The sequence below is a fragment of the Halodesulfovibrio spirochaetisodalis genome (assembly GCF_001672295.1).
In the GTDB taxonomy this organism is placed as follows: domain Bacteria; phylum Desulfobacterota; class Desulfovibrionia; order Desulfovibrionales; family Desulfovibrionaceae; genus Halodesulfovibrio; species Halodesulfovibrio spirochaetisodalis.
Genome location: NZ_JXMS01000021.1, coordinates 40,684 through 61,216 on the forward strand (window position 1 = coordinate 40,684; position 20,533 = coordinate 61,216).

Genomic DNA, 20,533 nt, shown 5'->3' on the forward strand with positions numbered 1-20,533 from the left:
TGTGTCTATCTAATCTGGTTGTTTTTCAGGCACAGGCTTGTGCGCACTGATGATAAAAATCGGGTTCATGCTATCCAGCCGGATATCTCCGGCAAGTGGACGGGAATCGGCAGACTGAATAAGCGTGACGTCATATTCCCAATCAAGCGTTTTGAAATACTCTTTTGCTGTTTCAAGGCTTGAGAGCAGGGTGCAGTTTACAACAATACGCCCACCGTCGCGCAGGCGCTCGCACAAGGGGGCAAGTAGAGTGCTGTCTGAGCCTAACCCGCCACCCATAAAAATTCTGTCCGGTGTGGGAAAGTCTTCAATACATTGTTGTGCATCACCGTGCTGGATATCGACATTTATTGCGCCGAACCTTGAACGATTCTCGCGAATAATATCTACCCGTTCGCTTTTACGCTCAACGGAAAACACACCACCTTTAGTGAGGAGGTGGCCTGCTTCAATGCTGACAGAGCCGCTTCCGGCACCGATGTCCCACATGATGTGGTGTGGCTCCAGTTCAAGGATGCCGAGGGATGCCGTGCGAACTGGGCGTTTTGTGATTAATTGATTCTCTGTTGCATAGTGTGAGTCGGGAATGCCCAAACGGAGCGGTTTGTCCGGTGAACCGGTGCGTTCCAGCAGTACCGCGTTAAGACTGGCAAAGGTACGGGTACTTGCTTCTTCCAAAGTGCAGACTGTGATGCACTCATCAGCAGTGCCCATTTTTTCAAAAATATGCATGCGGAACCAGCTGACACCTCTGTCTACGAGCTTCTGGGCAATAACAGCAGGAATGTTTGTGTCATCTGTGAGAGCCGTGACGTGGTCACACTGCATAAGCGCTGTGTACAGCGGAGTGTAGTCGCGGCGTCCGTGTAAGGAAACCATGCGCATATTCTGCCACGAGACTTTTGCTTTGCTGGCAATGGCCTGCACTGTAGCAGTATTCGGATGAACGATGACATTATCTGAACCGAACTCTTTAATGATACGGTCGCCGATTCCAAAGAAGAGCGGGTCACCGTCCGCAATAACAACTACTTCTTTACGGGCGTTGTATCTGGACGCCATTGCTTCAAAAACATCAGACAACGGTGCCGTAACCGGAATCCTCTCTGCATTGAGGTTGGAGTATGATTCCAATTGTCGATTACCGCCTACAAGCACGTCAGCAGTCGTAATAATTTGTTCATGAATCTCAGGAAGTGTATCAGGGTCTATTCCAAGACCGACAACATGAATAGGCATAATCCCTCCCGGCAGGTTTCCAGTAGCAAAGCTTCGGTTACACGTTACACAACAGTAAGCAGCGTACCATCAAAATCAAACAAATAAACAGTGATTTTAATGTTATTTTTTGCCCACATTTGCGCTGTGTCACGTGCAATGGTTGCAATATGTTTCAGAGCAGTATCTTTATGGGGATCTGTGCTTATTATTTCAAGAACCTGTCGTGCGGTATTTGCTCCTTCAATTTCAGGAAGAAGGTGTTCTGCAATACCTGCTTCGCGGCACCATTCAGCAAGTTTGATAAAATCGACCGGAGCAGTTTTAGCATGGGTGTAGGCGTGCCCTTGCGCCAGTTTGACCAGTTTTCCGAAAAAGCATGACCATGCTGCGCAGGTGATACCCTTTTTAGCTGCGGCATCCAGTGAAAATTGTACAAAGTCTGCCGCCTGTATGAAGGCCAGTTCTTTCCAGTCCGGCAGAGCTTCCATCAGCAGGCGTTCGCTGCGACGTCCTGTTGAAAAGCCTATGCATTCAGCACCTGCTGCAAGGGAAACATCCATACCTTGCAGGATGGTCGCCTTCCACGAGCTGTGACTGTATGGCTTAACTGTCCCTCTGGTGCCGAGGATAGATATACCTCCGAGAATACCGAGTCTGGCATTCATCGTATTTTTGGCACGTTCTGCACCTCGGGGCACCTCGATGCGTACGAGCACACCGCCATTGTAGCCAGCTTTGGAGCATACCTCGCGTATTGCCGCCTTAATCTGTTCCTGCGGTTCAGGATTAATTGCGGGATTGCCCGGAGGCACAGGAAGCCCGGGAAGCGTCACTTTGCCTATCCCTTTACCGCCTTCAAGTATGATCTTGTCTGCGTCCGGCAAGAGGGAGACGTGTGCTTCAATGTGCAAGCCATTGGTGGCATCCGGATCGTCTCCTCCGTCTTTAATGACGCTGCCCATAGCACCGTCATTGGTGAGGCGAACAGTGTGAACGGGAATATTCAGCCGTGCATTAGGCGCATCAGTCGCACCGTTTTCCTGTAGAAACGGAGGGAGCGGTATCTCAAGCGATTCAAGACGTTCCTGCATAAGGAGAAGCCTGAGTGCAGCTCCTGCTGCAGCCGCTGCTGATGAACCTGTTGTATAACCTTCGCGTAGTCTCTTTTCTGCCATTTCCATGGTATACTGTTGAGTGCGGTAAATTGCAAAAACATTAGCTTGTAAAAACGTCTACTCTTCGTGATTGTTATCATAGATAAACGTGATACATATCCTTGTTTACAATGCATATTATCGATTTGATTAAAAAGTTCAGCGTGATACCGTAATAGTATGAGTGTGTCCAACAATACTGTGCTGCGCGTTTTTCAACGTCCTGTTTTTGTTCTGGCTGTGCGCATCTTTCTTGGAGGAGTGTTCATTTATGCAGGAGCATCCAAATTCTGGGATTTACGAGGGTTTGCGCTCATCATTGAAGAGTTTGATCTTGTTCCGCTTTGGTTGCTTCCATATGTGGCTGTAGGGTTGCCGTCTTTGGAAGTCTTAGCGGGGGCAGGACTTGTTCTGAATGTACGCGGAAGTCTTGCAGCAGTAACAGGCATGACGGTGCTGTTTATGGGAGTGCTTGGCTATGCCATGTATGAAGGGCTGGTGATAGCGGACTGCGGGTGTTTTTCGCCTGGAGAGCTTCCAGCAGGGTATGATGACGGTAGCGCGTTGAAGGATGCGTTTATTCGGGATGCGGGCTTATTGCTTGCCTGTTGCTTTCTGTTTGTATCGTCCATCCAGAAGCGGTCGGCAGAAAAAATTTTGTAATGTTTACTACTAAGCTGTACTGAGAATTGGAGTGTGTTGTGCGTAAATTGCTTATTATGAGTGTTGTGTTGGCAGGTGTGGTACTATTGAGCGGTTTTCTGGGAATAGGCGAGTCAGAAGTCGAGCTGGAAGGTAAGGCCATAAAATTGGCAAAGGAAGTACAGCGAGGCGACTATAAGGTCATATCCACTCAGGAGCTCTCTGATGCACTCAAAAAAGGCGATCTGCTTGTGATCGATACAATGCCGTATGAGGCATCATACAAAAAGAATCACATTCCAGGAGCAGAGCAGTTCTTATTCCCTATTCCGGATATGGTAGAATGGGATACCAAAGAAACTGCCGGCAAGACACAGGAAGATTTTGAAGCTCTGCTGGGTGCAGACAAAGATCGTATGCTCGTGTTTTATTGCGGGTTCGTAAAATGTACTCGTTCTCATAATGGTGCCGCATGGGCACGTAAGCTTGGCTACACCAATGTATATCGTCACCCGGGCGGTATTAAAGCATGGAAAGAAGCCGGATACCCAGTAGATGAAGTTAAATAGATACGCCACAGCATCAGTTATTGATGCTGAATTATCGCCTGAAGCGGAAGTTGTTGTTGAACGACTGAAGCTTCAGGCGGAAAATTTATTTGAAACCCGTGCGTTGCTATGCGCTGAGGCAGTCATGGTAACGTTGAACGAAGCATTTGACGGTTCTCTTTCAGAAGAAGAGGCCATTAATATTGGTTCTACCTTTTGCGTGGGCGTAGGGAATTCCGGTTGCATGTGCGGTGCTCTTGCCGGTGGACTTGCTTCCGTAGGGATGTTTACGGGAAAAGGGCAGGTTGCCACAAGCAATGCCCATGCACGCGATTGCGGAAAAAAGTTGCATGATGCCTTTGTACAGCGCCACAAATCAAGTTGCTGCCGCAGTCTGACACGTAAAGTGAAGCATGATTCTGCAAAGCATTTTGCTCAGTGCACAATGCTCACAGGAGAGGCTGCTGAGTTGGCGGCACGTATTATTATTGCAGAGCGCGGTGGCATAGTATCAGACACAGTATCGCGTCCTGCGCTGACAAAAGCACAGGTGCTGGGGCTGAGGGTCGGGAATATGCTGCGTAGTGTTTTTCAAAAGTGTTTGGGTGATGCAGGTAGGTAAGATGTAGTTTTTTAGCTGGATTGTTCAGGTTGTATATCTGAGTAAATTTTGAGCCTGAATTTATTACTGCTTGCAATACGCTGGGGGGCACACGCTGGATAGGCGTTGTGCTTTAGGGAGCAAAAAAGCCGTATGTGATGCATACGGCTTTTTTGTGTCATCAAATAGTGATGTCGGGGAACAATAAAAAGGGTTGGCGAACCGACATGGTGTGGGCAAGTCGGTTCGCCGACCGAGAGATCCTTATATATGTTGCAGGCATATATTAAATACAGAGGAGAAGACCGCTGTTCTCTCGGTAAGCAGTCTGTCAAACGCGGGCTAGTCGATGACAGACTGGAGTGGCAATGAGCGCACCCGAAGGTGCTGCAGAGAGAAATTTGTCGCTACGTTGGATAGCGTAGTTAGGTTGTATACTCAACCAACACTAAGATCAAGTTAAAATCAGGTGCTTATTGGTGAATATTGAATGGGATTATGGTGCAAACGCAATTTTATCCGCTGGTTATCAGTCTTTCAGCGAAAGAGGTGCGCAAATAATTTTTTGCTGTCGACTCCAGTAATATAATCGTATTACCTTTTTTTAGATCAAACTCACTCCATATTTGCATGGGCAGCTATCTATGGTGGCTGCTTCTACCAGACATGTTTTTTCCCAGCGACTCAAACGTTCTGTAATTATCTTTATGAATATTTTTGCTGAATCTGGATCCTTATCCGGCTCAGTTAAGGCTTTGGGGCGGGGAAGAATGAGGCACATTGCAGGTTCAATGGCTTCCACAGAAAACAAGCGTTCCGTATCTGCCAGAAGTGCTAAGGTACCAAACACCTGCCCTTGGGAAATAGTGCCGTGTGTATGGGACTTATCAATATATGTATGTGTGATGGATAAAGAGCCTTGTACAAGAAGATAGGCTTTATTGTCGTAGTCTCCCTGATGAAAAACAAATTCACCTGCCTGATAATTCATGCGCTTAACGAGTAGCGCATAGGTGCGGAGACGTTCAATAGGAATCTTGGTGAAGAGATCCGCTTTAAGCAGTAAGTCTAGGTTTTCATCATATTCACAACAAGGTGGTGCATGTTTGTCCATGGTATCTCCTGATATAGTAATATGTACTGCTCAGTTGAGCTGTTATGCGCCGTGGATGAGTTCGTAAAGGGCACCTTTTTTCTCCATAAGTTCTTCATAGGTGCCTTGTTCCACAAGTTTGCCACTCCGTAGAACAGCCACTTTATCATATCCCGGAAGAGTATCCAGACGGTGCACAACAGAGAGAATAGTCGCTTTGCCTTTGAGCATGCGTTCCATAACATTCTGGATGCGTGTTTGTGAGGCGTTGTCCAGAGCAGAAGTTGCCTCGTCGAAAATATAGATAGGTGGTCTTTTGAGGAAAGCACGCGCCAGTGCAACCTTCTGACGTTGTCCGCCTGAAAGGTCCTCACCCATATTCCCCACATTATGTTCAAGGCCGATTTCGAGAATTGTTTCCAAGACCCCCTCAATAATAAGCAGCTGGTTGATGTGCTGTTGCACTCGTTCTTCTGCACCTGCATTATCGTGCTTGATATGCCCGTACGCAATGTTGTCCATAATTGTGAGCGTGTACACGTAGCTGTCACGGCTGTAGGCATTGAATTTGCCCGGAAGGTTGTCGTCCATATATTGATGGAAGCTTTTCCGAATGGTGCCGATGGAGGAAAAAAGTTGGTCAGGTATTGATGCAATAGAGTGCTGGCTTGGCGTGAAGTTGAGGCTCAGATAGAGCAGGGCAAGACGTGCTTCTTCGTCGAGACTGTTCAGACCGCTTTCAGGTGTAGGGGCTTTACGCAGTTGCTCGACAATACGTCCGTATGCGGAGAGCTTTTCTGCTGGTACAGGGCTTCTGAGAAGTAGTTCCTGTTCATCCGGTGAGTTTTGAATGAGGTCGATGGTTCTTGTTGCCAGCGTGATGCCGAGCAGTTCAAGTGGCTTCAGCAAGTCATAGTGAATGAGGAAGTTGATGAAATGCTTTTGCTTATGCAGTTCCTGCATGGAAATATTTTCATTTTTTGGAGCACCGAACACAATATTTTCTGCAATGGATGCATATTGCAGGTATTTTTCTGGATCAAAAAATTCAATGTCACTGTGGAGTTGTGCTCCGTGCCGTTCCTGAAATTGTGACCGCGCACGGATGAGGCTTTCAATAAGTTCGGGCGGTGCTTCTTTATTCAATGTTGTACGGAGCCCGAACCCAAGCACGTCTACAAACAGGCCGACTTGCTGGGCAACTTCGATAATGCGGTCAAGGTCAGGAAGTACCGGTTCTGTTTCACCTTGTTGCCGCAAGAGGGCTTCACTGCTGTACACTAAGTTGTTGCGTATTGTTCCATCAAAGATGAATGGATGTTGAGCAACAATTCCTACGTTTTCCGCAATGTCCTGTTTAGTCATGTTCGCGACTTCGTAGCCGTCAAGTTGCACACTGCCGCCTGTGTATTTCAGCATTTGGCCTACTGCACTGGCAAGGGTGGATTTGCCGCTGCCAGAAAAACCGACAAGGGCTAGATGCTCACCCGGTTTGATGTGCATGTTGATATTGTCCAGCAAGCGTATGTTTGTGCCGATGGTAAATGACAGGTCATTGAGGTCAATATCACCTTTGAATCGATACACATCACGACCAAGAGGGGTTGATTGAAACTCTGCAAGTAAATCGAAATAATCCATTACTTGCCGGTAACGCACGACACAATCTTGATAGAGTTGGTAAAACTCCATTAATTCTTTCCATGGATCATACAGCTTTTCATAGGCAGAAAGAAACGCCACCAAAGCACCAAGCTGGAATTTTCCCTGAATAGCGAGATAACCGCCAACGAGGAAAAGAATGAATGGCCCGATTGACTGGAATAGGTTGTTTGTGAATTTGATTCCGAATTTTACTATCTGTAGTCGATACGTAATGTCGTACAGCCAGCGTGCTGCTTTTTTAAATTTTGTTTCTTCAAGGGAGTATGCACAGTTGCCTTGTATTTCGTGAATTCCTGTCATGGATTCACTTATGATGCTGCTGGTTTTTCTCAGGCTTTGTGTTCTCTGGCGGTTAAGCAGATTATATTTACGTTGTAGAATAGGGATGATGATCATCTCAATTGGATAAATAGCAACAGAAAGAGCTGCCAGAAGCGGATTCAGGTACAGCATGTATCCCGCAAAAGCAAAAAAAGTAAGGATGTTTACCAGAGGTGCGGATATAGCCATTCCGGCAAAAGTGGACATGGCCATCAGTTCTGTCATGAGTGTGGAAACGACAAGCCCGGGAGAGGTGCGGCGGAAAAACGGCATCGGCAGAGTAAGGATATGTTCATACAGGGCAGTGCGTATGCGATAGAGTGTCATTTCTCCTACTTTAGCCTGAAGAATATTAATCGCATATTTGAGAATTCCGGCGGTAAACACGGCAATGATGTATATGATGCAGTAGTAGATGAGTGCATCAACTTTTTTAAGTTGAATTGCATCGGATACAATTCTTTTTTGCATTTCAATAGGAACAAGGCGCATGCCGACCGTTATAACAATGATAGTAATCATGGTGAGTTGTAACGGTTTGTTTTTATATAGAACCCAGAAATACATGGAGCGTTTCGTAACCGGAGGAACTTCTTTTACCATGCTTTGTATCCTTTACTATGTAAAAAGGCACATCATACGGGCATATATAACAATATTAAGAAGAAAGGTACGGTACTATAGGTCATGGCTCTGAAAAAGATGACCTTTATTCACAGACTGTCCTTACGGTGGAAACTGTTCATCACACTGTTTTTATTCAGTGTGTTGCCTATTTGCGGTACGCTGGTGACAGTTGAGCAGCTTGAAGCAGATATAAAAGAGTACCTATATGAGAGTACCCGTAAGGACTTAGTGCAGCAGGCCAGCCGGTCTATTGAAAATATTGCAATAAATTCTGCGCGGACTTTGGAAAGCAGTGAGCGGATGCGTAGTGCCATTTTGGATGTAGTTGCCTTTTCTGCTCAGTATGTGCTTAATCTTCCGCCGCTTCCTGAAAAAGATCTGCTTTTTTCTAGGCAGATTGACCCGACCGCTCCATATCCCAAAGACTTGATTGTCGACCCACAATACATTCCTACTCAAGAACATATACTCAAATATGGCAGTGACATAAGCAAGTATATTTCCTTGGAGAACCTTGCGTTCTTTTTACCGCAAAATGTTTCAGACAAGTCGGCAGCCATACAGGAAGCACGAAGGCTGGTGCGATTACTTCCGTTGTTCAGGAAGATCAAAAAATCGTACGGGGCGTTTTTGTATAACTTGTACATAGGGATGAAATCTGGATTATTTATCACTTATCCTGCGCATGCCGGTATCCCCAAAGGGTATGACCCGCGCGAACGTATCTGGTACAAGCTGGCAGTAGAAAACAAGGGCTTGATATGGCGTGCTCCCTTACGTGGAGCTTCAACAGGAAGACTTATGCTTTCTGTGGCGACGCCACTGGTTGATACTTCTGAGCAAATAATTGGTGTAGTAGGTTTGGATGTCCTGATGGAGCAGGGACTGACGCAGGGAACGATAACGGGAGCCTGGTCAAAACATACGCGGTTGATTCTTGCAGAAGAAGCGGATGATAAAGATACAGGAAGCACAGGCTTACGGATGGTTGCCCACAGGTATTTACGGTTTGCCAGTGAGAAAAAATTTGGTTGGGTTATGGACGGTGGTGATAAGGGGACTGCTATTACCTTTGAAGATAATGAAGTAAAAGCAAAATTCATGAACGCACTTGCCTCGGGAACCTCTGGCACGTTGCGCATGCGATGGGAAGGCAAAGACAGTCTTGTGGCGTGGGCTCCTTTTAAAACAAACAGCTACTTCATTGCTGTGGTGCCCGAAAAAGATGTCATGCACCTTACGAACAAGATTTTAGCGTATTTGCATTGGGCAAGTTCCGCACAACAGCGTGTTGTAGAAATAGCAGTGGTTGTTATCATCTTTCTTACATTCCTTTTTGCGATCTATGCCAGCCAGACAATTTCCAAGCCAATGAATTTAATGAGCGAAGCCTTTAAAGAACTGGCTAAAGGTAACTTCAGCGTTCAAGTAGACTTTAAGACAGGTGACGAGCGTGACACACTTGTGGAGGCATTTAACCGCATCGGCCCGCAATTGAAAAATTTGCTTGAAACCCAGCAGGCTCTGGGAGTGGCGCAGGAAATTCAGGAAAACCTGCTTCCGGCACAGAGTCCTAAACTCCCCGGATGGCAAATATCAGGGGCAATCCGGTATTGTGATCAGACAGGCGGCGATTACTACGATTACTATATGACTGTTTGTGACGGTGAGCCGATACTTTCGGTCGTGGTAGGGGATGTTTCCGGACATGGTGTTGCGTCTGCATTGCTGATGACAACAGCGCGTGCGTTATTGAGAGTGCATTCTGAATGTTCGCGTATGAGCGCTGCGCGAAGAATATCGCAGGTGAATAGTCTGCTATCACAGGATGTCCATGGAACAGGGCAGTTCATGACGCTGTTCTACCTTGAAGTAATCGGGACTACAAACAAGTTGTGCTGGGTGCGTGCAGGGCATGATCCGGCCATTGTGTATCTGCCGGAAGATGATACGTTTATTGAACTTCGGGGAAGCGGGCTTCCGCTGGGCGTAATGTCACGGTTTGCGTATGAAGAAAATGAAATAGAATTAACACAGCAGGGAGCTATTATCCTGTTGGGTACAGATGGAATATGGGAAGCCAGAAAAGGCGGATATGGTGACTTGTATGGGAAAGAGCGTGTGCGTGAGGTTATTCGCGAACACGCTGCGGAAAGTGCGGAATCAATACGTGACCATGTACTCAAGGCCGTTGAGCTGTGGCAGAAAAATGTCCCCAATGCAGATGATGTGACGCTTGTTGTGTTGAAGAAAGATCGTAAGGCAAACAAGGGCTGCAAAGATGTAACGACCTGCAATATTGATTTCTTTATGAGCAGTGAGAATAGCAATGAGTAATGAGCGCTTGTGCTATAGAATGATACTTCACTCACGAGATGAATTTTCGAATCTTGTCTCGGCAATTGATAGTATTGCTGAGCAGCGGGATGTTGCGCCTTCTGTTGTCTTTAAAATCACCCTCGCTCTTGATGAACTGGTCAGCAATATTTTTGATTATGCGTTTCCTGGAATTCCTGAACCCCAAATAGATGTTGTCGTGTGTGTTGATAACGGAGTGTTTTTCGCTAAAATTATTGATAACGGTATTCCTTTCGATATGTCCAAGCTTCAGGAGCCGGAAGTGGACAAGCCGCTTGAAGAAAGAAAAAGAGCTGTCGGGGGGCTTGGTGTGTTTTTAGTTCGCAGGTTGATGGATTCCTTCACGTACTATCGATACGCCGGAAGAAATTACGCCATGATTTGTACAAAACTTGATTCAGAAAATTCAGAAAAAGGAGCCGGAGATGGCAATGACTACCATTGAATTACCCAACTGCACGGTTCTCGCAATGAGTAACCGGCTGGATGGCTCGCATACGCAGGAGCTCGAAGCAAAGGTCGAGGAGTTGATAAGCGGGGGATATTCACGTCTGTTGTTTGACTTTCAGGAACTGGATTATATCAACAGTGCAGGATTGCGAATTCTTGTAATGGCCTATCAGCAATTACATCCGAACGGAGGTAAGGTGGCTGTGTGTTGTGCCCGGGACTATATTCAGGAAGTATTTGAAATATCGGGGTATGATCAGTTGTTTGGCATGTACACCAGCCGCGATGATGCTGTGAGCGATTTTTAAGAAAATACCGTAGGGAGATTGCTTCACAGAAAAGGTCATGCTTTCGTAGGAAAATGTGATGACGTTTTTTCGGATATCTCTGAGCATAGTTTTGTGCAAAAAATAAGTGCCTGTAGATACACATTATCTGCAGACACTTGTTTTTTTGATGTGTATTGGCTGACCTGCCTTGAAGGCAGGGCGGCGCTTACTATGGAGGGTTCCGGAACTTTACTGAGTTCCAAAATTACTTAGAAATTGTAATTTTGACTTCACTTCCCGGGGCATAGCCTTTTAAAGATGTAAGCATACCTTCGATTGAGCCGCGAATAATTTTTTCGACAAACGGGTTAACTCCTACGGGAGAGCCGTTTACAGAGATACTCAATCCAGAAGCATTGATGGATTTACACGCTTTCATAGTTGCTTTTCCTGCAACAATTTTTTGCGCAATGACTTCGCAGGTCGGTTCGCCACATGCGCCACAGTCCAGAGCTGGCAACGTGAAAGATTTTTCTTCGATCAGATCAACAAGTTCTTTAAGATTTGCATCACTGAAATGGGGCATGTCGGAAGCCGGTACATCACCGAATGAACCGATGGCTAGTTTTCTATCAAGAGCCTCTTGCTCTTGCTGGTCACGAAGGAGAAGAATGCGGGGGAGCCAGCTGAGTGATTTTCCGCCCTCTACGAGCAGGTAGTCTGCCTGTGCAAGCGGAAGCAGATCTGGGAGCATTTTCTGTTCGCCCCAGTGGATAGTGCATTCATCTTGACCTAAGCCAATGACAGTTCTGTTTTTTTGAATAAAAGAGCCTGTGTCAGTGTCTGGCTTGGTCAAACCAGTGTGGGTGAATTTTGCAATGGAAACAGTTTTACCACGCGCCTCAAGGGCATCGGCCAGCTTACGGGTAAGAGTTGTTTTGCCGGATTTTTTGTATCCAATAATACTGACAGCTTTCATGGCAGGAACCTCGGTAGGATGTGTGTAAAAGGCCAGTTTCACCTTCAGGAATGAAAAATGCAAGGGCTAAAGACGTCAGTCGGTTTGCGTATTGAAAGTGACAATGCCATACTTTTCCATTTTGGTTACAATAATTTTAATTTACTGCTGTATTATGTAGAAAAAAATAAAATTATCGTGTAATGCACTGAATGTTATGTGAAAAAGTTTTTAATCTATAACATCCCGAGATGTTAACTTATTGTAAACCTATCCACGTAGTATGCTGGCTTTTAGGTGAAAAAAATGAAAATAATCGCAGATATTGAAAAGCTCACAAGCGTTTTTTCATATATTGAAAAAATGCTAGATGACGAAAATGTTGTTTTAGTCCCTAAAGTAAAGCTTGTTGCTGAAGAGTTGCTTGTGAACGTCGCAATGCACGTTAAAGATGCAGAAGATAAAACTATCGAGATAGTAATTTCTGCAGTGGAGGGGGAAGAGGATACATGGAAGTTAACCTTTGTCGACAATGGCCCTGCATACAATCCATTAGAAGAGGCAAAAGACCCAGATCTTGATGCAGGGGTTGAAGAGCGAGAAATTGGGGGACTTGGTATTCACCTTATCAAAAATATTACAGACAGATTGCTCTACGAGAGAACATCTAACGAAAAAAATCTCTTAGAAGCTTTTTTCAAGAAAGATTAAACGATGATCAAGAGGCGGGCTGTAATCTCTGTAATTTTTTACGAAGCCCCTCTCTTGTGATTCCAAGTAATTTAGCTGCCTTACTTTTATTATTCTGTGTGTACTCCAGTGCACGCAGAATTGTTTTTTCTTCAAGCGCAACCAATGAAAACTCTTCATTTTCAATAATCATTTTCTTTTCTTCGTGTTCTGCGGAGAGCTTCACATCCTGCGGTATGACATTGACTGGAACCTGAATTTTGTTCGACTGTCGCAGTCTTGGTGAAAAATTCTCAGGTACAATTTCTTTTTCTGAAAAGAGTGCAGCTGCGCGTTCCATTTCGTTATTGAGCTCTCGAACATTCCCCCGCCAGGAGTAGTTGAGCAACAGTTTCTTGGCCTTTGCTGAAAAACGTGGAGTAGTTCTGTTGAATCGTCTGCAATGTTTAGCGAGCAGAATATTCGCCAGTTCAATAATGTCTTCGCCACGTTGGGCAAGATCCGGCAGTTCTATCTCGGCGACATTGAGTCTGTAATACAGGTCTTCACGGAATCTTTTTTCAGCAACTGCTTTTTCAAGATTACAGTTAGTCGCGGAAATCACACGAATATCAATAGGGATAGGGCGCGAGTTACCAACAGGGGTAATCTCTCGTGATTCAAGTGCCCGCAACAGTTTTGACTGGTTTGCAAGGCTCATATCCCCGATTTCATCCAAGAACAGCGTTCCTTCATTTGCACTCACAAAGAAGCCCGCTCGTTTTGTTACACCGGTAGCAACCCCTTTATCGATCCCGAACATTTCGCTTTCAAATAAACTGTCTGGAATAGCTGTGCAGTTAACTGCAATGAATGGTTTGTCTTTTCGAGGCGAAGCGTTGTGAATGAGCTTTGCAAAGACTTCTTTACCGGTTCCTGAGTTACCCAGTAGCATGACATTGATAGGGTGCAATGCAAGTTCATATGCCATGTTTGTTACCTGCTGCATGACAGGGCTGGTGGCAACAAAGAAATCTTGAGCTGCACCTTCACGTATGGAGCTGAGTGACTCAGTGCAGGTTGAAAGATTTTCGAGGGCAGTTTCCAGTTCAAGGTTCTGCTGCTTAAGTGCTGCAAGCAATTCAGCATGACGCATTTCACTGATTTCCAGACTTACATACAGAAGACCGATAGCATCAGCCAGCCTTTGGATATGCTCTGGAAATTCATACTGCTGTGTCAGCATGAACAGCTTATTAAGTGCCTCTTCTCTTTTTTGTGCATTTTCCGGAGTGTTGCCGGCAGAAAACTGCTGTTTTTTCTGCCAGGCAACTTCTTCACATAATTTAGTGAGCAGGCCGAAAAGTGCCTGCTCGTCTTGGGTAGTATTCTTTTTCATAGGGCGTTGGGCTAGGAATTTTGTTTATCTTTTGGGTCGTAGTGCAGGCACAGCATAGTAATATCGTCAGATTGCGGAGCTTCGCCGGCATGTGCAGCAACAGCGTCTTTAACGGTATCAATGATGGATGACGGTGATGCATCAGGCCTGTTGGTGCTTTGGATGAATGTTTCTTTGAGTGTTTCTTCACTAAAGAGCTCTTTATCCGAATTCATCGCTTCAGTAACACCATCTGTGTAGGCAAAGAGAATATCGCCCTTTTCGAGTGTGATCGAGTGCGGCATATAATCAATGCCCGGCATTGCCCCTACAACAGGTCCGCTCAGGTTTTCCAGCCATATTGGCTCAGTGTTACCTTCATGAAGAACGAGAAGCGGGTTGTGGCCGCCGTTAGCAAATTTCAGTTCGCCGATTTTGATGTCAAGAATACCGATGAACAGAGTAACAAACATGCATTTAGGATTATCCATCCCCAGTGTATTGTTCACAATTTCCATGAGGTCTGCAGGGTGACTGTGCTGTCGGGCGCCGGAGCGGATAAGGGTCATAGTCATACTCATGAACAGCGCAGCGGGAACGCCCTTGTCAGAAACATCACCGATAACGATGCACAGGCGGTCATCATCAAGCATGAAGAAGTCGTACAAGTCACCGCCAATTTCTTTTGCTGGCGTCAAGTACGCGCTGATTTCTCCGCAGTTAATCATGTGTTCCGGTGAAAGAGGAGAGGGCAGTAATCCCATCTGAATATCATGGGCTGCATTTAGCTCACCTGTCAGACGCTCTTTTTGCGCGTTTGTCGCCATCAGTTCCTTCACTCGCTGACGCAACGCACTGTCCATAAAGAGGAACGATGCAGCCAGACGGCGAATTTCATCTGCTGATTCAGCAGACGCCATCTGCTTCAGGAGAGGGTCTTGTTTTTCATCCTGCATAAAGTCTTTTTCAGGAATGGTATGCGCATACTGTGTAAGCAGCTGAAGTGGAGTTGTTAATTTTCTGGAAAGGAAAATTGCACCAGCTGTTACCAGCAGTGTACCGCCGAGCATTGCAAAGAACAGGCGCAGAGACAGGCTCTTGCCCGGCCCTTGAATTTCATCAAGGTACGCAACACCGACAATATGCCACTGCAGGGCTTTTATTGTATCTACATATGCCATCCAACGTCGACCGCTGTTTACGCTTAACGCTTTTATTGGAAGGCTGCAGGTTATAGGAGTCGATGGTGTTAGCGCAGCTTGCTGTAAATCTGTGAGCAATGGCTGATTTGTTTCTGCGTTTGTGAGGGGTGAAATATCGCTCGGTAAATCCGGTGCTGGAACGATGAGTTTTCCTTTAGAATCAACAATAAATACATATCCGGAACTGCCATGATTGATAGTCTGCAGTGTACTTGAAAGATTTGTTTTTAATGCTTCGAAAAGTACTTTTTCTTTGTTCTGGATTTTACCGATGTCTGTCCATGCAGCGATGACAACGCCCCGCTCCGGTACCCATTTATGCGTACCGTAGTATTTTTGCGGTGAGCCATTCTGTGCTCTTATAAGACATGTTGCAGTTTTGCCTTGCTTTGCACGGGAATACATTCTGTTGGCTACAAAGTGTCCCTTGATGTCTTTCAGCGTGGAAAAATATTTCAGAGCAGGAATCTTTTCACCATGTGCAGCTAAGATGGTGGAGTTTCTGTTGTATGCAAATAGTGTCATTCCGGCTGGCAGCGGGAATGTTTTAAGTATCTCTTTAAGCGGAGTCTTAGGAGCTTGCTTAATGAGACTCGCAATCATTGTTTGAATGCTGTGCATATTTTTTTTGGTGTGAGACGCCTCTTGAATTCTCCAGTCAAAGAGAGTTCTGTGCAGACTCTGCGCATTGAGTGTACCCAATGCAACACTGTTTTTGACACCTTGAAGCTGCGCTTCGCTCATGCTTTTTTCAACGCTGTGCGAACTGAAAAAGCCGATACCTAAGGCAAGAAAAGCAAGAGCAGTTATGATAAGAAGACTAAATTTTTTGCTGATCGACATGTAGGGTTCCGCAGTAATCACAAATTGTGATTGCTATACTGCTGCTTTTTGTAGAGCAGGTATGGGTGGTGAAAATCGGTTGTAAAATGGTTGAACTATCTTCTGGTATTCTTCTTCACTAATGACAATGTGTCCGGCTTCAGAAAAGTTTGTAAACTCTTTCTCTGATGGTGCTCCGAAGTATCGGGCATCATCTTCGCGGTAGCTGGTGCCGGGGATCGCTGCGAAGTTTTGTGGGTTGTTACACAGGATAGATGCCATTTCGCTAATACCTTTCTGGTATATCTGAATGGTGTTCCAAAGCAGGGAGCGGGAATAGTCCAGCCTCCATGGAGTCAGTGCCAGAATTTTTCCGCAATCTACCTTTGTAGTCATGAGATGCACTGAGCAATATGCGTATTCATTGTGCTCCAGCATTGCCCAGAAAGGAGTACAAAGTCCTCGAAACTGGGGAAGCTTTCCAGGGTGAGTGTTCACACAACCAAACTTTGCGCTCTCCAGCACATCATCAGGGAGTATGAAGTCGTGTCGTGTTGATATAATGATATCCGGTGCGAATTCTTTTATTGCTTCTTTGCATGAAGAAGTAATTGATTCTCCCATGTGTACAATGTTTGCGTTGTACACCGCACTGAGCTCATTGAACGTAAGCAGTGCAGAGTTTCTGTTACTCTGATGCTCAAGGTACGGAAATAATTGTGTGAGCGGGTAGTCCCGCTCGCAATACGTGAGAGTATCAACTGGTTGAAACCCTCTTTCATTTGGAAAAACTTTATCTGAGAGGAAAATTGTGATCTCAGATGCCAGTTCCTGAATTTCAGGCAGTAAGGTGTTCAGATTGTACGCACCTATTATGTCGGCCTTAGAAAAAATAGCTAATCTCATAGTTCCCCCTTGGAAAGTGTTTGGGATATACCTTTTGAGTTTGCAATAAGGAAAAAGCATAATCCGGCAATGATGAAAGCTATGCCGGTAGAGCTGACTTCCTGTAATGAATTCTTCATTGTAGCTATGACGCCAAAAAGTAACGGTCCGGCGATTTGTCCGGAACGTTCAAGGAGTCTGAACAGCGATGCCATTTTTTCTTTATTCTTTTTTTGCAGTGCAGGGAGTGCAAGGACGTACAGCAGCACGCTTGACCCCGCAATACACTGCGCAATTCCTGTTATCACAATACTAACAGAAAAGCCGGTTAAGGTTGGGTAAGCAGTTGCAACAAGAAGAGCAGCACCTGAAAGAATTACAGCTATCGCGGTATAGAAAAAGGCTTTGTTGCTTTTGTCTATTTTTGTGCCGAGTTTTGGGCCGAGATAGATAATACACAGACTATAGAGCATGAACAGCCTGCCTATATCGGCTTGATTTGTTCCCTGATTGTTTAAAAACATGGGGACATAATAGTAGAGGAAGCCTGAAAGCGAGATTGCGATTGGCAATCCTGCCAGTATGAGGGTCGACCACATTTGTGGTGTACGTATCAGGCTGAGCATTGCATCCAGAGAAGAATCATTGGATGCACGTTGTGTTGTATGAGCTGTGCTTGTTGCAGCAGGTTTTACCAGTAACAGCGCAAGTGCACAGAAAGCTGCGGCTGTATAGAAGACTATCTGATAGCTGAAAAGATCGCTGAGCATTGCTCCGGCAGCAGATCCGCAAAGACTCCCTGCCAAAATTCCTGCAAACATATTGCCCATACTTTGCGCTTTGTTCTCAAGGCTTACAAGGCTGAGCTGTGCAGCCATGATTGCAATGCCGAAACCTAGTCCGGCGAGGGCACGGGCAACAATAAACTGGAATAAGTCTGTTGATGCACCACCAAAAAAGCAACCTGCAGCAGCACAAACTACACCGGCCGTAAAGAGTGTAGACCAGCGGTACTTGTCGCTGAAAAAGCCCACAAGGAATATGCCAATGCCTGCTGCTGCCATTTCGCAAGAGATCGGCAAGCTACCGGCAAGGCTGTTTGAAATCCCTGTGGCTGCTGTATTTAAGTCTCGTGCTGCCAGTGGGGCAAAGGTGAGCACCATGTCGAACCCAAAAAAGAAGATAAAGCACAGTCCCCTGATCAAGGTACTGATGTGTCCTTGTGAGGGAATTGAAGAGAGTTCGGTTGCTTCTTTAGGTGTAAAGACCAGCGCAAGTTCTCCCAGAAGCAACAGGCCGATAATTAATGTCGTCCCGAGGTTGAGGGCGATATCAACTAACAGGGCGTGCTGTGCTGCAGTATTGACAAATAGCTCCAGTGTACCACGGCGCTCTCTGTCGGCCGCTGAGTTGAACTTGCCGGATGAGATAGGAATTGAAGTGGATTGGCCTGTTACTGTGCCGTATGATTTTGCATTTGCACCAGTAAAGCTAAGCTTGGCACCAATCAATTCCGGTGTTTTTGCTACGATTTCTCTAAGTTCTTTTGTTGTGCCGTGAAGCCCTGCAACATTAATGCGTTTATCAAGCAGGTATTCAAGGCTGTAGGCAAACGCATCACTCGCTTGCAAGATCTTTTGGTTAGTTGAAATTTCTAGTTTTTGTTTAAAGAGATAGCATGTGCTGATGCCGTAGGCGATTTGGCTCAACGAAAACACAACAAACAAAACAGTACGAAATTTTTTGCTGGCAATTGAGCTGCTTTGAAACTGTGAGCCTCGAAAAAGAAGCCAAGAAAAAAGGGTAGCCGCCGTGAGCAGGGATAGCGCGATAGATATCAGGCCGGTGTCATACAGGAAATCTCGCACTGTTTGGCTAATGCCGCTTGTACCAACCTTAACAACCAAAAAACCTTCCATCATGTTCTTGTAGCCGTGCAAAGGCCGCACTGTCAGGCGTGAATCCCCTTTTTTCAACCAGTCATCAGAATTCATTTCTGCGGTTGTTAACTGAACTTCAGGGGTGTCAGGAGATGTTGTATATAAGGTTTTTCCTGTTGTATCCGTGACGAGCACTGTTTCAATGTCGTCGGACATGGATTTGGCTTTATGCAAATGAGACTGCATAGCAGCAAAGCCATTTAATGGGCGGCCAAATCGAAGTCCTCTTTCAATAGTGGCTTCAAGTTGGGTTGTAATACCTTTGTAGCCGGAAAGGGACATGCGGGTTAACTCTGTTCGTAGAGTTGAAGAAGACAGCATCAGTGTAAACAGTTGAACACAAACAATAAGTGTCAACGAAGCTGTGAACAGTTTTTTAAGCGTGCGTGACATAATTAATCAAATGATGGGCGTGAAGTGTTCTCGTAGATTTCATCTGCAACAATGAGCAGGTCAAGGGGCAGGTCAACATTAACTTTAAGGGCAGTGTTCAAGTTAACTGCAATGGTTGGCTCAGTGGTGTCACGCATTGCAATTCTATTGAGTGGCTTGCCCTTGTAAATTTGGTGCGCCATGCTTGCGAGACGACGTCCTGTCGGCGCAATGTTCCATGAAGCAAACCCCATGAGTGCACCGCCCTGTACAAAAGCAGAGCCGTCACGCGCAAACGTAGGTAGTTTTAGTTCATTGTTAATGTAGTCCATTGTTGGAGTAATATCTTCAAGCGACCAGTCGAAGCATAACAATGGTCCCATAAAAAACGCATCCGCTCCCTTCTGGGCAAGTTTTTTGAGCCCATCATTACAAGACTTTGTACTTTCATCATCAATTTCCTGAATAACAAGTGAAAAGCCTAACTCTTTTGCAACTTGCTTTGCTTCAGGTACTGCTGCGTACAGTTTTCCGTATTCGCCTTTGCTGTACATAAGCCCCAGTTTTTTGAAGCGGACAACTTCGTAAAACACTCTGTACATGTTTTTCCATCTGTCCGGTGTTACGCGGCAAATAAAGTTTGGGGCACCGGTGTTGTCGTCAAGGCGAACCAGACCTGCGGCAACTGGGTCAGCAATACCGATACCAATCACTGGAATATTCTTATTTGTAGCAGCCTGCATTGCTTTGCTTGCTGCAGTGCCAGCTGCAATGACCAAATCAATATCTTTTCGTTCTGAAAGTGCTTGCGCCTTTTTCTTTAAGACTTCATCTGGAGTGGTCCAACCATTGCTGTAGTATTCAACGTACTTAGGTGTAATGTCCTTGTACGTTGCCAACGCTTTTTTAAACGCTGTGAATGTATTTTCATAAAGCCAGAAAGGCCCTGCTTCAATGTAAGCAATGCGGAATGTGGATTGATGCTTGGCAGCAAACAAAGGTTGTGCGCTTAACAGGCAAAAGAAAAAAACTGCCAGCAGTTGGCAAAAAAAACGGTTCATGGATACTGTGTCCTGTATGTCTGTGTTTGTGTTTAAAAAGAGAATGTTAGAGCTGGTGCGTGGCGGGAGTGTTGCCTTTGTTTAAAACATGTAGGGGTTATCATCTAGTTATCTTAACCATAAAATAACGATCCTTAGAATATTCTCATAAAGAATGGAGATGAGCGCGTACTGCAAAATGTGTACAGCGTTGACTAATAAATTTTGTAAATAAATGTTTTTTTAGTACATGGTATACATTGTTAACAGGCAAACATTTTATTTTATCAAAAAAGTATGAAATGCTGTGTTTAACCT

General features: G+C 45.4%; 17 protein-coding genes. 7 read left to right on the forward strand and 10 right to left on the reverse strand.

What is annotated here, in order from left to right; all coding sequences use genetic code 11:
* Window positions 1-9: 9 nt before the first annotated feature.
* Both cbiE and cbiD read right to left on the reverse strand, forming a co-directional pair.
* Complete coding sequence (gene cbiE / locus SP90_RS11750) at window positions 10-1,239, reverse strand: precorrin-6y C5,15-methyltransferase (decarboxylating) subunit CbiE (protein WP_066856362.1); 1,230 nt, start codon at window positions 1,237-1,239, stop codon at window positions 10-12.
* 44 nt (window positions 1,240-1,283) lie between these two features.
* Entirely contained in the window at window positions 1,284-2,402 is a 1,119-nt protein-coding gene (gene cbiD / locus SP90_RS11755) for a cobalt-precorrin-5B (C(1))-methyltransferase CbiD (RefSeq protein ID WP_231895562.1), read from the reverse strand.
* Between the two features lie 153 nt (window positions 2,403-2,555).
* Here cbiD and SP90_RS11760 point away from each other — a divergent pair, with 153 nt between their 5' ends.
* The 3 genes from SP90_RS11760 to SP90_RS11770 are packed head-to-tail and all read left to right on the forward strand — an operon-like array spanning window position 2,556 to window position 4,187.
* Window positions 2,556-3,038, forward strand: coding sequence for a MauE/DoxX family redox-associated membrane protein (locus tag SP90_RS11760; protein WP_066856365.1), 483 nt, complete (start codon window positions 2,556-2,558; stop codon window positions 3,036-3,038).
* A gap of 56 nt (window positions 3,039-3,094) precedes the next feature.
* Window positions 3,095-3,586, forward strand: coding sequence for a rhodanese-like domain-containing protein (locus SP90_RS11765; RefSeq protein WP_066856422.1), 492 nt, complete (start codon window positions 3,095-3,097; stop codon window positions 3,584-3,586).
* Window positions 3,573-4,187 (forward strand): C-GCAxxG-C-C family (seleno)protein, encoded by a 615-nt coding sequence (locus SP90_RS11770; RefSeq protein WP_066856368.1) that lies wholly within the window; start codon window positions 3,573-3,575, stop codon window positions 4,185-4,187. The genes SP90_RS11765 and SP90_RS11770 overlap by 14 nt, the downstream gene beginning before the upstream one ends.
* A 583-nt stretch (window positions 4,188-4,770) precedes the next feature.
* Here SP90_RS11770 and SP90_RS11775 read toward each other — a convergent pair.
* Both SP90_RS11775 and SP90_RS11780 read right to left on the reverse strand, forming a co-directional pair.
* Window positions 4,771-5,280: a Crp/Fnr family transcriptional regulator gene (locus tag SP90_RS11775; protein WP_066856371.1), complete on the reverse strand. Its 510-nt coding sequence runs from the start codon at window positions 5,278-5,280 to the stop codon at window positions 4,771-4,773.
* A gap of 42 nt (window positions 5,281-5,322) precedes the next feature.
* On the reverse strand, window positions 5,323-7,848 hold the full coding sequence (locus SP90_RS11780; RefSeq protein ID WP_066856374.1) for an ABC transporter ATP-binding protein/permease: 2,526 nt from the start codon (window positions 7,846-7,848) through the stop codon (window positions 5,323-5,325).
* Between the two features lie 84 nt (window positions 7,849-7,932).
* Between SP90_RS11780 and SP90_RS11785 the strand changes: the two genes are divergently transcribed.
* Genes SP90_RS11785 through SP90_RS11795 form a run of 3 tightly spaced genes read left to right on the forward strand, consistent with a single transcriptional unit; the run spans window position 7,933 to window position 10,988 of the window.
* The gene (locus tag SP90_RS11785) at window positions 7,933-10,209 is read left to right on the forward strand and encodes a SpoIIE family protein phosphatase (protein ID WP_066856377.1); all 2,277 of its coding nucleotides are present in this window, start codon (window positions 7,933-7,935) and stop codon (window positions 10,207-10,209) included.
* 19 nt (window positions 10,210-10,228) lie between these two features.
* Window positions 10,229-10,675, forward strand: a complete 447-nt coding sequence (locus tag SP90_RS11790) for an ATP-binding protein (protein WP_197498795.1) — start codon at window positions 10,229-10,231, stop codon at window positions 10,673-10,675.
* Window positions 10,662-10,988, forward strand: coding sequence for an STAS domain-containing protein (locus tag SP90_RS11795; protein WP_331710492.1), 327 nt, complete (start codon window positions 10,662-10,664; stop codon window positions 10,986-10,988). The genes SP90_RS11790 and SP90_RS11795 overlap by 14 nt, the downstream gene beginning before the upstream one ends.
* A 226-nt stretch (window positions 10,989-11,214) precedes the next feature.
* Here the strand turns inward: SP90_RS11795 and SP90_RS11800 are convergent, their stop codons facing one another.
* Entirely contained in the window at window positions 11,215-11,928 is a 714-nt protein-coding gene (locus SP90_RS11800) for a molybdopterin-guanine dinucleotide biosynthesis protein MobB (RefSeq protein WP_066856387.1), read from the reverse strand.
* Between the two features lie 285 nt (window positions 11,929-12,213).
* Between SP90_RS11800 and SP90_RS11805 the strand changes: the two genes are divergently transcribed.
* Entirely contained in the window at window positions 12,214-12,618 is a 405-nt protein-coding gene (locus tag SP90_RS11805) for an ATP-binding protein (RefSeq protein ID WP_066856390.1), read from the forward strand.
* A 7-nt stretch (window positions 12,619-12,625) separates the two neighbouring features.
* On the opposite strand, the gene SP90_RS11810 is transcribed toward SP90_RS11805, so the two are convergent.
* The 5 genes from SP90_RS11810 to SP90_RS11830 are packed head-to-tail and all read right to left on the reverse strand — an operon-like array spanning window position 12,626 to window position 20,236.
* Window positions 12,626-13,975, reverse strand: coding sequence for a sigma-54 interaction domain-containing protein (locus tag SP90_RS11810; protein WP_066856393.1), 1,350 nt, complete (start codon window positions 13,973-13,975; stop codon window positions 12,626-12,628).
* 11 nt (window positions 13,976-13,986) lie between these two features.
* Complete coding sequence (locus tag SP90_RS11815) at window positions 13,987-15,999, reverse strand: SpoIIE family protein phosphatase (protein ID WP_066856396.1); 2,013 nt, start codon at window positions 15,997-15,999, stop codon at window positions 13,987-13,989.
* A 33-nt stretch (window positions 16,000-16,032) separates the two neighbouring features.
* Entirely contained in the window at window positions 16,033-16,884 is an 852-nt protein-coding gene (locus SP90_RS11820; RefSeq protein ID WP_066856399.1) for a formyltransferase family protein, read from the reverse strand.
* Window positions 16,881-19,196, reverse strand: coding sequence for an MFS transporter (locus SP90_RS11825; RefSeq protein ID WP_066856402.1), 2,316 nt, complete (start codon window positions 19,194-19,196; stop codon window positions 16,881-16,883). Before SP90_RS11825 ends, SP90_RS11820 begins: the two co-directional genes overlap by 4 nt.
* A gap of 2 nt (window positions 19,197-19,198) precedes the next feature.
* Window positions 19,199-20,236: an ABC transporter substrate binding protein gene (locus SP90_RS11830; RefSeq protein ID WP_066856405.1), complete on the reverse strand. Its 1,038-nt coding sequence runs from the start codon at window positions 20,234-20,236 to the stop codon at window positions 19,199-19,201.
* Window positions 20,237-20,533: the final 297 nt, after the last annotated feature.

Excerpts from the sequence above, each read along its gene's own strand:
- cbiE (WP_066856362.1), bottom strand. The coding sequence starts at position 1,239 with ATGCCTATTCATGTTGTCGGTCTTGGAATAGACCCTGATACACTTCCT.
- cbiD (WP_231895562.1), bottom strand. The coding sequence starts at position 2,402 with ATGGAAATGGCAGAAAAGAGACTACGCGAAGGTTATACAACAGGTTCA.
- SP90_RS11760 (WP_066856365.1), top strand. The coding sequence starts at position 2,556 with ATGAGTGTGTCCAACAATACTGTGCTGCGCGTTTTTCAACGTCCTGTT.
- SP90_RS11765 (WP_066856422.1), top strand. The coding sequence starts at position 3,095 with ATGAGTGTTGTGTTGGCAGGTGTGGTACTATTGAGCGGTTTTCTGGGA.
- SP90_RS11770 (WP_066856368.1), top strand. The coding sequence starts at position 3,573 with ATGAAGTTAAATAGATACGCCACAGCATCAGTTATTGATGCTGAATTA.
- SP90_RS11775 (WP_066856371.1), bottom strand. The coding sequence starts at position 5,280 with ATGGACAAACATGCACCACCTTGTTGTGAATATGATGAAAACCTAGAC.
- SP90_RS11780 (WP_066856374.1), bottom strand. The coding sequence starts at position 7,848 with ATGGTAAAAGAAGTTCCTCCGGTTACGAAACGCTCCATGTATTTCTGG.
- SP90_RS11785 (WP_066856377.1), top strand. The coding sequence starts at position 7,933 with ATGGCTCTGAAAAAGATGACCTTTATTCACAGACTGTCCTTACGGTGG.
- SP90_RS11790 (WP_197498795.1), top strand. The coding sequence starts at position 10,229 with ATGATACTTCACTCACGAGATGAATTTTCGAATCTTGTCTCGGCAATT.
- SP90_RS11795 (WP_331710492.1), top strand. The coding sequence starts at position 10,662 with ATGACTACCATTGAATTACCCAACTGCACGGTTCTCGCAATGAGTAAC.
- SP90_RS11800 (WP_066856387.1), bottom strand. The coding sequence starts at position 11,928 with ATGAAAGCTGTCAGTATTATTGGATACAAAAAATCCGGCAAAACAACT.
- SP90_RS11805 (WP_066856390.1), top strand. The coding sequence starts at position 12,214 with ATGAAAATAATCGCAGATATTGAAAAGCTCACAAGCGTTTTTTCATAT.
- SP90_RS11810 (WP_066856393.1), bottom strand. The coding sequence starts at position 13,975 with ATGAAAAAGAATACTACCCAAGACGAGCAGGCACTTTTCGGCCTGCTC.
- SP90_RS11815 (WP_066856396.1), bottom strand. The coding sequence starts at position 15,999 with ATGTCGATCAGCAAAAAATTTAGTCTTCTTATCATAACTGCTCTTGCT.
- SP90_RS11820 (WP_066856399.1), bottom strand. The coding sequence starts at position 16,884 with ATGAGATTAGCTATTTTTTCTAAGGCCGACATAATAGGTGCGTACAAT.
- SP90_RS11825 (WP_066856402.1), bottom strand. The coding sequence starts at position 19,196 with ATGTCACGCACGCTTAAAAAACTGTTCACAGCTTCGTTGACACTTATT.
- SP90_RS11830 (WP_066856405.1), bottom strand. The coding sequence starts at position 20,236 with ATGAACCGTTTTTTTTGCCAACTGCTGGCAGTTTTTTTCTTTTGCCTG.